The organism is Kitasatospora sp. NPDC048365, assembly GCF_043200835.1.
Lineage (GTDB): Bacteria > Actinomycetota > Actinomycetes > Streptomycetales > Streptomycetaceae > Kitasatospora > Kitasatospora terrestris.
Window position 1 is genome coordinate 74,799 of record NZ_JBICYJ010000038.1, and the last position, 13,859, is coordinate 88,657.

Here is a 13,859-nt window from a genome sequence, read left to right on the forward strand (position 1 = left end):
GAAGGGCCCCGAGGAAGAAATTCCCCGGGGCCCTTCCCGTGTTCCCGTGCGGGGGCGGCTACGGCTGGACGTATCCGGCCAGGAAGTCGCCGATCCGGGTGACCGCGTCCGTGATGTCCTCCGGGCGCGGCAGGGTGACCAGGCGGAAGTGGTCGGGCTCGGGCCAGTTGAAGCCGGTGCCCTGGACGATCAGGATCCGCTGCGAGCGCAGCAGGTCCAGGACCATCTGCGCGTCGTCCTTGATCTTGTAGACCTGCGGGTCCAGCCGGGGGAAGGCGTACAGCGCGCCCTTGGGCTTCACACAGCTGACGCCGGGGATCTGGTTCAGCAGCTCGTACGCCGCGTCGCGGGAGGCCAGCAGCCGCCCGCCGGGCAGCACCAGGTCCTTGATCGACTGCCGGCCGCCGAGCGCCGCGGCCACCGCGTGCTGGGCCGGCATGTTGGCGCACAGCCGCATCGAGGCCAGCACGTTCAGCCCCTCGATGTAGCTGCGGGCCCGGTGCCGGTCGCCGGAGAGCACCATCCAGCCGCTGCGGAAGCCGGCCACCCGGTACGACTTCGACATGCCGTTGAAGGTGACGCAGAAGAGGTCCGGCGCCAGCGTCGCCAGCGGCACGTGCACCGCGTCGTCGTAGAGGATCTTGTCGTAGATCTCGTCCGCGTAGACCACCAGCTTGTGCCGCCGGGCGATCTCGACGATCCCCTCCAGCACCTCCTGCGGGTAGACCGCGCCGGTCGGGTTGTTCGGGTTGATCACCACGATGGCCCGGGTCCGGTCGGTGACCTTGGCCTCGATGTCCGCCAGGTCCGGGTACCACTCGGACTGCTCGTCGCAGCGGTAGTGCACGGCGGTGCCGCCGGCCAGCGAGACCGACGCCGTCCACAGCGGGTAGTCCGGCGCCGGGACCAGCACCTCGTCGCCGTCGTCCAGCAGCGCGGTCATGGCGAGCTGGATCAGCTCCGACACACCGTTGCCGAGGAAGACGTCGTCGACCGTCAGGCCGTGCAGGCCGCGCTCCTCGTAGTGCATCACCACCGCGCGACGGGCCGAGAGCAGGCCCTTGGAGTCGCCGTAGCCGTGCGCGGAGGCGAGGTTGCGCAGGATGTCCTGCAGGATCTCCGGCGGCGCCTCGAAACCGAAGGCGGCCGGGTTGCCGGTGTTCAACTTCAGGATGCGGTGGCCCTGTTCCTCCAGCCGCATCGCCTCGTCGAGCACCGGGCCGCGGATGTCGTAACAGACATTGGCGAGCTTGCTGGACTGGATGACCTGCATACCCACCCACTTTACGGCGGTGTTACGGCGATTACTCCGTGGTGTTCGCCACCTGGACACGGACGGGCGACTAGTCTCGCCCCCAACCGGACGGGGGAGGGCCTGTGGACGGGGCATGGACCGGGGCCGCGGTCGGACTGCTGCTCGCGCCGCTGCTGCGCGCCACCGCGGTGCGCTTCGCCGTGCCGTCCGGAGAGCCGCGCCGCGACTGCTGCCCGCGGCCGCTGCCGGTGCTGCCCACCGGGCGCTGCGCCCGCTGCCGAAGCCGGACCGGACCGCCGCCCGGCAGCGTCGAGGCGGTCTGCGCCGCGGTCGGCTGGGCGGTCGCCGCCACCGCCGACGCGCCGGTGGTGCTGCTGCTCGCCTGGACGGCCGTGTTCGGCGTGGTGCTCGCCTTCGTGGACGCCGCGGTGCACCGGCTGCCCGACCCGCTCACCCTGCCGCTGCTGGCCGGCACCGCCGTCCTGCTCCCGCTGGTCGAGCACCGGCCCGCGGTGCTGCTGCGCTGCCTGCTCGCCGCCGCCGCGCTCGGCCTGCTCTTCGGCCTGCTCGCGCTGTTCGCGCCGCTCGGCTTCGGCGACGTCAAGCTCGCCCCCGCCCTCGGCGCGGTCCTCGGCCTGTACGGCCTGCGGACCCTCACCAACGGCCTCTTCTACACCTGCCTGCTGGCCGGCCTCTGGGCCGTCGCCCTCCTCCTCACCCGCCGCGCCGGCCGCGGCACCGAACTCGCTTTCGGTCCGGCCATGCTTCTTGGCACACTGCTCGCCCTGGTGAATCACTGAGGGAGAGCCGCATGGCGACCGAGCAGAGCCGGCGGAGGGCCAACCGGTCCCGCCGCCGGCGGCGGGAGGCCGCGCCGCGCGGGCGCGCGAGGAGCGGGTACGACCACCCGGCCGGCCCCTGGGCGCTGGCGGCGGTCGGACTGCTGCTGGTCCTGCTCGGCGGCTGGAATCTCGCCTTCGACAGCGGCGCCACCGGCACCCCCGTGGAGTCGGTGGCGGTCGAGGAGTGCCACAGCCATCGCTCGGGCCGCTCCTCGGTCACCGACTGCGCCGCCCGGGCGGACGGCGCCCCGCGGGTGGTCAGGGACGTGTACGAGGCGTGGCCCGCGGGCACCGTGGTGCCGGTCCGGTGCACGGCCGCGGACGCGTGCTCCGAGACCGGTGCGCGTCCGGTGGTCGAGGACGGGCTGGCGCTGGCCGGAGGCGTCGGACTGATCGGCGGCGGGGTGTACCTGGGGCGCCGGCTGCGGCGCTGAGGGTCCGGGAAATGGGCGGGGCCCGTCGTACCCCAGCGGTACGACGGGCCCCTATTCAAGTGCGGTGGCCCCACCCTCAAGAGGCGCCGCACGTTCAGGAGTTACGGCATGGCGTGGGCGAAGTTGCCGACGTTGGTGGAGAAGTCGTTGCCGTTCTTCTGGTCCCAGTTGGTCGACCAGGTCATCGCGCCGCGGATGGTCGGCCACTTGGCCGGCGGGACGAAGCTGCCGCAGTGGTTGCCGGTGGCGAGGCAGTCCAGCGCGTTGTTGACCACGGTGGAGTTGACGTAGCCGCCGCCGGCCGCCTGGGAGGACGCCGGGACACCGATGCCGACCTGGTCGGGACGCAGGCCGCCCTGGATGTGGGTGCAGACCTGCGCGGTGATGAAGTCGATGGTGCCCTGGGTGTACACCTTGCCGTCGCAGCCGTTCATGCCGCCCGAGTTGTAGAACTGGGTGTTGACGACGGTCAGGATGTCCTTGGTGTTCAGCGCGAGCTGGAAGTACGCACCGGCGGTGGAGTACATGCCGATGGTCTCGGGCGCCATGGTCAGGATGAAGTTCGGACCGACCTTGGACTGCAGGGTGTGCAGCGACTGCGACATGTAGGTGGCGTCGACGCCGTTCTCCAGGTCGATGTCGATGCCGTCGAAGCCGTACTGCTGGATCAGCGCGTACGCGGTGTTCGCGAAGTTGGTGGCCGCGGTGGCGTTGCCGACGCTGATCGCGCCGTTCTGGCCGCCGACCGAGAGCACGACCCGCTTGCCGGCCGCGTGCTTGGCCGCGATGTCCGCCTTGAAGTCGGCGTCGGTGTAGCCGCCGAGCTTGGAGGCGAGCGCCGGGTCCAGGGTGAAGCTGATCGCGCCCTGGGTGGTGGTCGCGTCGGCGAAGGACACCGCGATGATGTCGTAGTTCGCCTGGACGTCCCGCAGGCGCTGGACCGGCGCGCCGTTGTCGAAGTTCTGCCAGTAACCGGTCAGCACGTGCTTGGGCAGGTTGCCGGTCGGCGGCTGGGTGGTCACGGTCGCGGACGGGCTCGGCGAGGTCGAGGTCTGCGAGGGCGACGGCGACGCGGAGGTCTGCGACGGGCTCGGCGAGGCCGAGGTCTGCGACGGCGACGGGGACGGCGACGCGGAGGTCTGCGACGGCGACGGGGAGGCGGTGCCGCCCGGGCCGATCAGCTGGACGTCGTCGGCGCTGTACGCGGACTGGCCGTACCAGCCGTGCAGGTACAGGGTGACGCTGGTGGTGTTCGCACCGGTGGTGAAGGTGGTGGACAGCTGGTTCCAGGCGCTCTGGCTCGACCAGGTGGACGGGTCGGTGCCGCCGGTGCCCCGGGCGCCCAGGTAGACGTACGGGCCCTGGACCCAACTGGACAGCGTGTACGAGCTGTTGGGCAGCACGCTGACGGTCTGGGTGCACTCGGCGGTGGCGGCGGCGCTCGGGGTGGCGGTGAGCGCGTACGAGCCGGTGTGGACCGGGGCGGAGGCGACGGCGGCGGTGCCGGCGCAGCTCCAGCCGGACAGGTTGCCGGCCTCGAAGCCGCCGTTGTTCACCAGGTTGCCGACCGCGGCGTCGGCGCCGCCGGCGAACAGGGTCAGACCGGTGGCGGCCAGGGCCGCCGCGGTGGTGCCGGCGGCGAGCACGGCGGGGAGCTTGTTGCGGCGCCGGTGGGACGGCTGCTGCAGCGTACGGGCCATGTGGGGGTCTCCTGGGGTGGTTCCTGGGAAACAGGAGCGGGAGGGAAGGAGCCGCCGCGGTGGGGGGCGCGGCGGCTCCGCTGTGGGGGAGGGTCCGCAGTGGTGCCGATGTGGTGCTGCCCACACGCTGGACTAGACCAATGGCAAGCGTCAAGGACCCGGATCGGGGCTTAGGGGGCGCTTAAGGAAGCGGAGACCGTTCCGTATCCGAGCGCGGACTGTGACAACTCCGGTACCTGCGGCTTTACCGCCGTCCACCCACCCGGAGTAGGCTGCGCCGGGGGAGTTCGCACCCGGGTCAATCAGCACGGAGGGGCCGTACACAATGGGTCTGCGCGATGTGGTCGAGCGCACGCCAGGGCTTCGAAGCCTGCTGGACAACGCCTACCGGCTCTACGGCCGCCGGGTCGAGGTGCACCTCAACAACACTCCCCGCCACATCGGCGTGATCCTCGACGGCAACCGCCGCTGGGCCAAGGCCACTGGCGGCACCACCGCCTACGGCCACCAGCGCGGCGCCGACAAGATCAGCGAGTTCCTCGGCTGGTGCGACGAGACCCACGTCCGGGTCGTCACCCTCTGGATGCTCTCCACCGACAACCTCTCCCGGCCCGCCGAGGAGCTGGTGCCGCTGCTCGGCATCATCGAGGACGCGGTGCGCGGCCTGGTCGCCGCCGGACGGTGGAAGGTCAACCCGGTCGGCGCGCTCGACATGCTGCCCGACCGGACCGCCGAGGTGCTGAAGGAGGCCGCGGCGACCACCGCGCACATCCAGGGCATCACGGTCAACGTCGCGATCGGGTACGGCGGGCGGCAGGAGATCGCCGACGCGGTCCGCTCGCTGCTCCAGGAGCACGCCGGCCGCGGCACCTCGATCGAGGAGCTGGCCGGGATCCTCGACGTCGAGCACATCGCCGAGCACCTCTACACCAAGGGCCAGCCCGACCCCGACCTGGTCATCCGCACCTCGGGCGAGCAGCGGCTGTCCGGCTTCCTGCTCTGGCAGAGCGCGCACAGCGAGTTCTACTTCTGCGAGGCGTACTGGCCGGCCTTCCGCAAGGTCGACTTCCTGCGGGCGCTGCGCGACTTCCAGCTGCGCAATCGGCGCATGGGCCTGTGACCGGGGCCGGCTGCGGGCCGGGTGGCGGCTGACCGCCGGTCAGGTTGGCATACCCGCAGGTGGGGGGCGGGAAACGTTCATCGGTTGTGATCCCACTGTTCGCTCCGGCGGGTTCATGGTAGGCCTCCGGTGGGCATAGACCACTCAGACCGGTACCCCGGCCACCGGGGTCGCGGGGACCGGTGAGCCGCGGGTGACGTCGGGTCACCCGCTCTGGAGGCCTAGTGGTCAGTACCAAGAGCCGCCGGACACCAGACCGGCGCACGTACGTTCTCGACACCAGCGTGCTCCTGGCCGACCCGTTGGCCATGACCCGCTTCGAGGAGCACGAGGTCGTCCTGCCGGTGGTGGTGGTCACCGAGCTGGAGGCCAAGCGGCACCACCCGGAGCTGGGCTACTTCGCCCGCCAGGCGCTGCGCATGCTGGACGACTACCGGGTCCGCCACGGTCGGCTGGACGAGCCGATCCCGGTCGGGGACCTGGGCGGCACGATCCGGGTCGAGCTGAACCACTCGGACACCTCGATACTGCCGGCCGGTTACCGGGTCGGGGGCGGCGAGGCGGACACCCGGATCCTCGCGGTCGCCCGCAACCTGCAGGCGGAGGGGTACGACGTCACCGTCGTCTCCAAGGACCTGCCGCTGCGGATCAAGGCGAGCTCGGTCGGCCTGCTGGCCGAGGAGTACCGGGCCGAGCTGGCGATCACCTCGGGGTGGACCGGGATGACGGAGCTGCACGTCTCCGGCGACCAGGTGGACACCCTGTTCAACGCGGAGCACGTCCCGGTGGACATCGAGGGCGCCGCCGAACTGCCGGTGCACACCGGTCTGGTGCTGCACTCGGAGCGGGGCAGGGCGCTCGGCCGGGTCACCCAGGACGGCCAGGTCCGCCTGGTGCGCGGGGACCGCGAGGCGTTCGGGCTGCGCGGTCGCAGCGCCGAGCAGCGGATCGCGCTGGACGTGCTGCTCGACCCCGAGGTCGGGATCGTCTCGATGGGCGGCCGGGCGGGCACCGGCAAGTCCGCGCTGGCGCTCTGCGCCGGCCTGGAGGCGGTCCTGGAGCGGCAGCAGCACCGCAAGGTGATGGTCTTCCGGCCGCTGTACGCGGTCGGCGGCCAGGAGCTGGGCTACCTGCCGGGCAGTGAGGCGGAGAAGATGGGCCCCTGGGCCCAGGCGGTGTTCGACACCCTCTCCGCGGTCACCACCCCGGACGTGATCGAGGAGGTGATCTCCCGCGGGATGCTGGAGGTCCTCCCGCTCACCCACATCCGCGGGCGCTCGCTGCACGACGCCTTCGTGATCGTGGACGAGGCCCAGTCGCTGGAGCGGAACGTCCTGCTCACCGTGCTGTCCCGGATCGGCCAGGGGTCGCGGGTGGTGCTCACCCACGACGTCGCCCAGCGGGACAACCTGCGGGTCGGCCGGTACGACGGCGTGGTCGCGGTGGTGGAGAAGCTGAAGGGCCATCCGCTCTTCGCGCACATCACCCTGACCCGCTCGGAGCGCTCGCCGATCGCCGCGCTGGTGACCGAGATGCTGGAGGACATCCAGCCCTGAAGTAGGACATAGTCGGGCAAAGGGAGTCTGCCGCATAGCGGCAGACTCCCTTTGTTGTCATCACATCTGACTGGCGCTCGTCCGACTTTTCGCCAAACCCCCAGCTCGGCGAAGTCTGTGAGATCCGCCACGCAACCGGGAATTGCGTAGACACGTCCCGGTGCGGCATGGTGAGGGTTCTGTCAGGCCCCGCGTACGGCAGATCTACGCCCGGCAACTCCGGTCGGCGGGCGGAAAACTGAACACCGAAAGGCCGTACGCCGCTCGATCCAACCGCCCGTCCGAGGTCAGCTCGGCCGGTCGGCCGGGCCAGCGCCTCCCGTGACCAGAGCAGTGCGGAGGCCGGTGCAAGGGGCAGATCGCACCCGTACGGTCGCGCACGGGAGCTGCTGGAAGGAAACCATGTGACTCGGATCTCGGTCCGGGGAGTCGCTGTCGCCTCCGCCACCGCGGTGACCGCCGTGGGTGCCGTCGTGGGTGCCGCCTCGGGTAGTGAGGGCAAGGCCGTCCAGACGGTCGACGTCGCGAGCGCCACGCTGCTCGCCGACGTGCCCACCGGCCTGCAGGCGCAGAACGTCAGCGACGGCTTCGCCGCCCAGGCGAACGCCCAGCAGGTGGCCGCCGACGCCGCCGCCAAGAAGGCTGCCGAAGAGGCCGCCCGGCAGAAGGCCGCCGCCGACGCGCAGGCCAAGGCCGACGCGGACAAGGCTGCCAAGGCGGCCGACGAGAAGCGCAAGCAGGAGGAGGCCAACCGGTCGGCCGCCCGCAGTGCGCTCGCGTCGATCAGCCCCGGGTCCGTCCAGGACATGGCGCTGCAGATCGTCGGCGACGCCAACCAGTTCCAGTGCTTCAGCCAGATCGTCAAGCGCGAGAGCGGCTGGGACTACACCGCCACCAACGCCTCGTCCGGCGCGTACGGACTGGTCCAGGCGCTGCCCGGCTCCAAGATGGCCTCGGCCGGCGCCGATTGGCGGACCAACCCCGCGACCCAGATCAAGTGGGGCCTGAACTACATGAACAGCCGCTACGGCAGCCCCTGTGGCGCCTGGTCGTTCTGGCAGTCGCACCACTGGTACTAGGCCGTACCGATCGTGCCGAAGGCCCCGCTCCGCGCTTGCGGAGCGGGGCCTTCGTGCTGCCGCGAGACAGCGGCCTGCGGAGCGCCGGCAGCGCCGCCCGGGCGGCGCTGACCAGTGCGCTCACGGGCGGTGCGGCCGGTGGTGCGGACGCGGGGAGCCGGAGAGGGTCCTGGTACCTCCGGCCCCGGCCGGTCCGCGTTCAGTTGGCTCTATCGGCCTCCTCCCCACCCGGGACGGTCTGAAACCGGATGGTCCGTCCCGATTTGTCACCGGCGGTTCTCCGTCGGCTTCCGGGGCCGTCGCCACACTTGCCTGACGGCCGGGTAGCGTCGTGGGGACGGCCGTGGCGCGATCCACGGCGGAGCGGTCTAACGGGGGGTGGTCATGCCGGAAGAGGAGCGGGACTCGAAGGGCTGGCGCGGGCTGGCCAAGGCCGGGGCGGTGGCGGCCGGCGCGCTCGCCGCCGCCGAGCGGCACCGCCGCGCCCTGGCCGCCGCCGAGCGCGCGGAGGCCGAACGGGCGCAGGCCGAACAGGAGGCCGCCGAGGCGCGGTTGCTGGCCGCCCGGGTCGAGCGCCTGCACGCCGCGGTGCCCGCGGCGGTGGCCGCCGAGCCGGCCGCCGCCGACCGGCATGCCGCGGACGGGGCGGACGGCGACCGGGCCGGGCAGGCCGTCCCCGCGCCGCGCACGCCGGTGCGCTTCGCCGCGCCGAGCACCCATCCGCTCGGCCGGCCCGCCACCCCCGCCGAGGCCGTCCCGTGGGGCCTGCGGGTCGCCGCCGAGTCCGCCTGGCGGCTGCTGCTGCTGGGCGTCGCCCTCTACATCGTCTTCCGGGTGGTCGACACCCTGCGGCTGGTCGCCTTCGCGCTGCTCGCCGCGATCCTGATCTCCGCGCTGCTGGAGCCGACCGTCTCCTGGCTGCGCCGGCACGGTGTCCCGCGCTCGCTCGCGGCGGCGGGCACCTTCCTCAGCGGCATCGCCGGCATCGGGCTGGTCGGCTGGTTCGTGGTCTGGCAGGTGTCCACCAACCTCGACAAGGTCACCGGCCGGGTCCAGGAGGGCGTCACCTCGGTCCGCGACTGGCTGGTCGACGGGCCGCTGCACCTGACCCAGCAGCAGATCAACGACTTCGCCGACCAGATCTCCAAGGCGATCGGCACCAACTCCGAGCAGATCACCTCGGCGGGCTTCACCGGGGTGACCATCGCCGTCGAGGTGCTGACCGGTGTGGTGCTCACCGCGTTCAGCACCTTCTTCCTGCTGTACGACGGCGCCCGGATCTGGGGGTGGGTGCTGCGCGGCCTGCCGCTGCACTCGCGCTACGCGATGGCCGGGGCCGGCCCCAAGGCGTGGGCGACGCTCACCGCGTACGTGCGCGGGACGGTGGCGGTGGCCTTCATCGACGCCCTGTTCATCGGCGTCGGCATGGAACTGCTCGGGGTGCCGATGGCCCTGCCGCTGGCGGTGATCATCTTCCTGGGGGCGTTCGTGCCGCTGGTCGGCGCCCTGGTCACCGGGACGATCGCGGTGCTGATCGCGCTGGTCGCGGTCGGGCCGTTCACCGCGCTGATGACGCTGGTGGTGCTGGTGGCCGTCCAGCAGATCGAGGGCCACATCCTGCAGCCGCTGATCCTGGGCCGGGCGGTGCGGGTCCACCCGCTCGGGGTGGTGCTCGGCGTCGCCGCCGGTTCGATCGTCGGCGGCATCGCCGGCGCGATCGTCTCCGTCCCGCTGATCGCGGTCACCAACACGGTGGTCGGCCACCTCCGCCGCCGCAACGCCGCCGGCCAGGAGGTCTTCGAGGCGCTGGAGGCCGCCCGGGCGAAGTAGCGCAACGGAAGGGGCCCGGAGGACCTGTCGGTCCTCCGGGCCCCTTCGTCGTCCGGTGGGCCGGGCTCAGACGAGCTGGGCCTCGGCGTCGAGCACCGCGGCGACGGCCTGGACCGTGGCGGCGATCTTGATGGAGGCCTGGATCACCTCGCGGTCGACACCCGCCTTGCGCAGCACGCCCTCGTGCGAGTCGAGGCACTGGCCGCAGCCGTTGATCGCCGAGACGGCGAAGCACCACAGCTCGAAGTCGGCCTTGTCCACGCCGGGGTTGCCGATGATGTTCATCCGCAGGCCGGCCCGCATGGTCCCGTACTCCTTGTCGGAGAGCAGGTGCAGCGTCCGGTAGTAGACGTTGTTCATCGCCATGATCGCGGCGGCGCCCTTGGCGGCCTCGTAGGCCTCGGGCTTGAGGTACGAGCGGGCCTCGGGCTCCAGCTCGCGCAGCACGGCCGCCGAGCGGGTGGCCATCGCGCAGGCCAGCACGGTGCCCCAGAGCTGCTGCTCGGGCAGGTCGGAGTTGCCGATGACCGAGCCCAGGTTGAGCTTGAGGTCCTTGGCGTACTCGGGGAGTGCGGCCTTCAGTTCGTCCAGGGCCATGGGTCAGCCCGCCAGCAGGGCCTGGGCGTCGAGGGTGTCCTCGCCCTTGGTCCAGTTGCACGGGCACAGCTCGTCGGTCTGCAGGGCGTCCAGCACCCGCAGGACCTCCTTGGGGTTACGGCCGACGGAGCCGGCGGTCACCATGACGAACTGGATCTCGTTGTTCGGGTCGACGATGAACACGGCGCGCTGGGCGGTGCCGTCGGCGGCCTCGACGCCGCAGGCCTGCATCAGCTCGTGCTTGATGTCGGCCAGCATCGGGAAGGGCAGGTCGCGCAGGTCCTTGTGGTCCTTGCGCCACGCGTGGTGGACGAACTCGCTGTCGCCGGAGACGCCGAGGATCTGGGCGTCACGGTCGGCGAACTCCTCGTTCAGCTTGCCGAACGCGGCGATCTCGGTCGGGCAGACGAAGGTGAAGTCCATCGGCCAGAAGAAGACGATCTTCCACTTGCCCTCGTAGGTCTTGTGGTCGATCTGCGCGAAGGCGTTCGCCGCGTCGAGGTCCACGCAGGCGTTGAGTTCGAACTCGGGGAACTTGTCACCGATCGTGAGCACGTTCGCTTCTCCTGGATAGAGCGTGAGGTGAGGGTGCGTCCGGATTGCGGACGTGATCCACAGTTCCACATCGTGGACTGATCGGGGAAATAGCTACACTCGATGTATCTGATCGGAGAGAGCTATCAGTACTGTTCAGCCCAGGCACCGCACCCCGACCGTGGCCCAGCTGAGGGCCTTCGCCGCCGTCGCCGAGCACCTGCACTTCCGCGACGCCGCCGCCGCGATCGGCACCAGCCAGCCCGCGCTGTCCGGTGCGGTGGCCGCTCTGGAGGAGGTCCTCGGCGCGCAACTGGTGGAGCGTACGACACGCAAGGTGATCATCACACCGCTGGGGGAGCGGGTCGCCGCCCACGCCCGCCGGGTGCTCGGCGCGCTGCACGAGCTCACCGAGGAGGTGGAGGCCGCCCGCCGCCCGTTCACCGGCCCGCTCCACCTGGGCGTGATCCCGACCGTCGCCCCGTACCTGCTGCCCACCGTGCTCCGGCTGGTCCGCGACAGCTACCCCGACCTGGAGCTGCACGTCCACGAGGAGCGCACCCCCTCGCTGCTGGACGGCCTGGCCGCCGGACGGCTCGACGTCCTGCTGCTCGCGCTGCCCGCCGGCGGCGCCTCGCCGACCCGCGACATCCCGCTCTTCGACGAGGACTTCGTCCTGGTCACCCCGCCCGAGCACGACCTCGCCGGCCGGGTCGACGTCCCCCGGGACGTCCTGCTCGACCTGGACGTCCTGCTGCTGGAGGAGGGCCACTGCCTGCGCGACCAGGCGCTCGACATCTGCCGCGAGGTCGGCGCCGACGCGGGCGGCTCCACCACCCGGGCCGCCGGCCTCTCCACCCTGGTCCAACTGGTCGCCGGCGGGCTCGGGGTGACCCTGCTGCCCGCTACCGCCCTCGACGTCGAGGCCGGCCGCACCGACCGGCTGGCCGCCGTCCGCTTCGCCGCCCCCGCCCCCGGCCGGCGGATCGGCCTCGCCCACCGCCCCGGTTCCGCCCGCACCCCTGAGTACGACCGCTTCGCCGCCGCACTGCGCGAGGCACTCGGCGAGCTTCCGGTCCGGATCACCGATTGGAGCAGCCCCCAACGGGGGCATACCTCCGGTACGTGATCGAGTCGACGGGGGTGGGCCGTGTACGTGTCGCGGGTCAGGGTTGCCGGGCTCAAGTGCTTCGCCGGGCCGCGGGAGGTGGATCTCGCGCTGGACGGCGAACCGGGCTGGACGGTGCTGGCCGGCCCGACCGGCGCCGGGAAGTCCACCCTGCTGAAAGCGCTCGCGCTGGCACTCGGCGCGCATCCGCCGGTCGCCGCCGCCCGCTGGCTCGCCCCCGGGCAGCCGGACGCCGTGGTCGAGGTCGACGGCGCCCCGCGCTGGCGGCTGTCCACCGCCTCCTCCACCCGGCTGCGCCGCGCCCACTACGTCACCGCGCGGTCCGGCGCCCCGCTGGTCCCCGCGCTGCTCGCCGACGGCATCCTGCCGCCCGGCTGGCAGGTCTCCGACCCGGTCCGCCGGTACGTGGTCCGCGAGGGCCTGGAAGTGCCGCTCGCCGACCTCGGCGCCGGCACCGCCGCCCTCGCCCTGCTCGCCTCCGCGGTCGCCGCGGCCGCCCCCGTCGACGCCCCGATCCTGATCGACGACGTCGACGCCCACCTGCACCCCGTCTGGCAGCAGCGCATCGGCGGCTGGCTGACCGGCCACTTCCCGCAGGCCCAGTTCATCGTCGCCGCGCACAGCCCGTACGTCTGCCAGGCGGCCGACCCCGGCGCGCTGGTCCACCTGCCGCCCGCCGACTCCGGCCGCGCCCCGTACCGCCTCGACGAGGACCTGCACCAGCGGATCCTCTACGGCAGCGGCGACGACACCGCCGTCTCCGACCTCTTCGGCCTGCCGAGCAGCTACTCGCCGGCCGCCGAGGCGGAGCGCCGCCTGCTGGTCCGCCTCGAACGCAAGCTGTACGCCGGGCAGGCCTCGGACGCCGAACTCGCCGAGTACCGCGAGCTGGGCGCCAAACTGAACTCCTCGCTCGGCGCCCGCGCGGACGAGGTCGCCGCCCGACTGCTCGGCAGAGAGCCGTGATCCCGCTGCAGCGGCCTCGCCTGCAGCCGCACCTCGCCGCCGAACTCGCCCGCCACACCGCCGCCATCCGCACCGCCGGCCCCAACACCGCGACCGGACGCGCCGCCTGGCACAAGGCCGTCCGGCAGAAGGCCCAACTGCGGCTGATGCTCCGGCAGATGGCGCCCGGGCTGGAACGCTGCATGTACTGCGGCGACAACCTGGGCACCGACATCGACCACTTCGAGCCGATCGCCCAGGCCCCGCTGCGCACCTTCGACTGGCAGAACCACCTGCTGGCCTGCGCCCACTGCAACAGCAACCAGAAACGCGACCGCTTCCCGCGCGACCCGGATACCGGCGAGCAGCTGCTGGTCGACCCGTCCCGCGAGGACCCGGCCGACCACCTGCGGCTCTACCTGGCCTCCGGCGACTACGACCCGCTCACCCCGAAGGGCGCGGCCACCATCGAGGTGTTCGGCCTGAACGCCCGGGCCGAACTGGTGCGCGGCCGCCGGATGATGTTCACCGTGGTCAAGGCGCTGCTGCTGACCTGGCACGAGGCCGCGCCCGCCGACGCCGACGAGTACGCCGAGGCGCTGCGCCTGCTGCACCACGCCGACGTCCTGCGCGCCGTGCTGCGGCTGCGCGGCCTGCCCGTCCTCGCCGAGGCCGTCCTCGGCCCCGACGTGCTGCTCGCCCTCCACCAACTCGCCCGCACCGACCGGAGGTTCCGCTAGGGTCCGTCTTCAAACCCCCGCCTGCGGGCCGCCGCCGGGGCACGCACCTCGACGGCTTCTCCTCAGTCGCCGATGCTCCGCATGGACTCCCTCGTCGG

13 protein-coding genes are annotated in these 13,859 nt (G+C 72.2%); 9 read left to right on the plus strand and 4 right to left on the minus strand.

From position 1 onward, the window contains the following. Positions 1–58: 58 nt before the first annotated feature. A complete protein-coding gene (locus ACGFX4_RS31145; protein WP_393081418.1) occupies positions 59–1,273 on the minus strand; it encodes a pyridoxal phosphate-dependent aminotransferase in 1,215 nt (404 codons plus the stop codon). 104 nt (positions 1,274–1,377) lie between these two features. Between ACGFX4_RS31145 and ACGFX4_RS31150 the strand changes: the two genes are divergently transcribed. After that, positions 1,378–2,055: a prepilin peptidase gene (locus ACGFX4_RS31150; protein ID WP_393081421.1), complete on the plus strand. Its 678-nt coding sequence runs from the start codon at positions 1,378–1,380 to the stop codon at positions 2,053–2,055. Between the two features lie 11 nt (positions 2,056–2,066). After that, on the plus strand, positions 2,067–2,531 hold the full coding sequence (locus tag ACGFX4_RS31155; RefSeq protein ID WP_393081424.1) for a hypothetical protein: 465 nt from the start codon (positions 2,067–2,069) through the stop codon (positions 2,529–2,531). Positions 2,532–2,632: 101 nt separating this feature from the next. Here the strand turns inward: ACGFX4_RS31155 and ACGFX4_RS31160 are convergent, their stop codons facing one another. Further along, positions 2,633–4,231, minus strand: coding sequence for a chitinase (locus tag ACGFX4_RS31160; protein ID WP_393081427.1), 1,599 nt, complete (start codon positions 4,229–4,231; stop codon positions 2,633–2,635). 325 nt (positions 4,232–4,556) lie between these two features. Here ACGFX4_RS31160 and ACGFX4_RS31165 point away from each other — a divergent pair, with 325 nt between their 5' ends. The 4 genes from ACGFX4_RS31165 to ACGFX4_RS31180 all read left to right on the plus strand — a co-directional run bounded on the left by ACGFX4_RS31165 (position 4,557) and on the right by ACGFX4_RS31180 (position 9,816). After that, positions 4,557–5,351, plus strand: coding sequence for an isoprenyl transferase (locus ACGFX4_RS31165; protein ID WP_393081429.1), 795 nt, complete (start codon positions 4,557–4,559; stop codon positions 5,349–5,351). Positions 5,352–5,575: 224 nt separating this feature from the next. Then, positions 5,576–6,907 (plus strand): PhoH family protein, encoded by a 1,332-nt coding sequence (locus ACGFX4_RS31170; protein ID WP_393081432.1) that lies wholly within the window; start codon positions 5,576–5,578, stop codon positions 6,905–6,907. 404 nt (positions 6,908–7,311) lie between these two features. Further along, a complete protein-coding gene (locus ACGFX4_RS31175; protein ID WP_393081435.1) occupies positions 7,312–7,986 on the plus strand; it encodes a transglycosylase SLT domain-containing protein in 675 nt (224 codons plus the stop codon). A gap of 384 nt (positions 7,987–8,370) precedes the next feature. Then, positions 8,371–9,816, plus strand: a complete 1,446-nt coding sequence (locus ACGFX4_RS31180) for an AI-2E family transporter (RefSeq protein ID WP_393081438.1) — start codon at positions 8,371–8,373, stop codon at positions 9,814–9,816. Between the two features lie 66 nt (positions 9,817–9,882). On the opposite strand, the gene ACGFX4_RS31185 is transcribed toward ACGFX4_RS31180, so the two are convergent. Both ACGFX4_RS31185 and ACGFX4_RS31190 read right to left on the minus strand, forming a co-directional pair. Further along, on the minus strand, positions 9,883–10,413 hold the full coding sequence (locus tag ACGFX4_RS31185) for an alkyl hydroperoxide reductase (RefSeq protein ID WP_345698763.1): 531 nt from the start codon (positions 10,411–10,413) through the stop codon (positions 9,883–9,885). A gap of 3 nt (positions 10,414–10,416) precedes the next feature. Next, entirely contained in the window at positions 10,417–10,968 is a 552-nt protein-coding gene (locus ACGFX4_RS31190) for a peroxiredoxin (RefSeq protein ID WP_393081441.1), read from the minus strand. A gap of 160 nt (positions 10,969–11,128) precedes the next feature. Between ACGFX4_RS31190 and ACGFX4_RS31195 the strand changes: the two genes are divergently transcribed. The 3 genes from ACGFX4_RS31195 to ACGFX4_RS31205 are packed head-to-tail and all read left to right on the plus strand — an operon-like array spanning position 11,129 to position 13,761. After that, positions 11,129–12,076: a LysR substrate-binding domain-containing protein gene (locus ACGFX4_RS31195; protein ID WP_393081444.1), complete on the plus strand. Its 948-nt coding sequence runs from the start codon at positions 11,129–11,131 to the stop codon at positions 12,074–12,076. A gap of 27 nt (positions 12,077–12,103) precedes the next feature. Next, positions 12,104–13,042 carry an AAA family ATPase gene (locus ACGFX4_RS31200; RefSeq protein WP_393081447.1) on the plus strand — a complete coding sequence of 313 codons (939 nt, stop codon included), beginning with the start codon at positions 12,104–12,106 and terminating at the stop codon, positions 13,040–13,042. After that, entirely contained in the window at positions 13,039–13,761 is a 723-nt protein-coding gene (locus tag ACGFX4_RS31205; protein ID WP_393081450.1) for an HNH endonuclease, read from the plus strand. Before ACGFX4_RS31200 ends, ACGFX4_RS31205 begins: the two co-directional genes overlap by 4 nt. The last annotated feature ends 98 nt before the right edge of the window (positions 13,762–13,859 follow it).